Origin of the sequence: Streptomyces sp. SID12501 (genome assembly GCF_010550245.1) — a bacterium.
GTDB lineage: Bacteria > Actinomycetota > Actinomycetes > Streptomycetales > Streptomycetaceae > Streptomyces.
Genome location: NZ_JAAGLU010000965.1, coordinates 1 through 399 on the forward strand (window position 1 = coordinate 1; position 399 = coordinate 399).

Consider the following 399-nt stretch of genomic DNA (forward strand, 5'->3'; position numbering starts at 1 on the left):
CCCTCGTCGAACTCGAAGTCCTCGGGGTAGACGATCGTGTCGACGTCCGGGACGTGCCCGAGCTCACGCAGCTCGAGCGGCGAGAACTTGGCCTGCGCGGGCCCGCGGCGCGCGAACACGTGCACGTCGGTGACCGGGCTGGTCTTGAGGATGTCGTAGACGTTGGCCGGGACCTCGGTCGGCAGCAGGTCGTCGGCGTGCTTGGCGAGGATCCGCGCGACGTCGAGCGCGACGTTGCCCGCGCCGAGGACCGCGACGTGCTGCGCCTCGAGCGGCCACGTGCGGGGCACGTCGGGGTGCCCGTCGTACCAGGACACGAAGTCGGCGGCGCCGTACGAGCCCTCGAGGTCGATGCCGGGGATGGGCAGCGCGGCGTCGCGGATCGAGCCGGTGGAGAAG

1 pseudogene is annotated in these 399 nt (G+C 71.9%); it reads right to left on the minus strand.

Going from position 1 to position 399, the window contains the following annotated elements:
• Positions 1 to 399: pseudogene (locus tag G3I71_RS49355) on the minus strand (pyridine nucleotide-disulfide oxidoreductase); the annotation flags it as partial.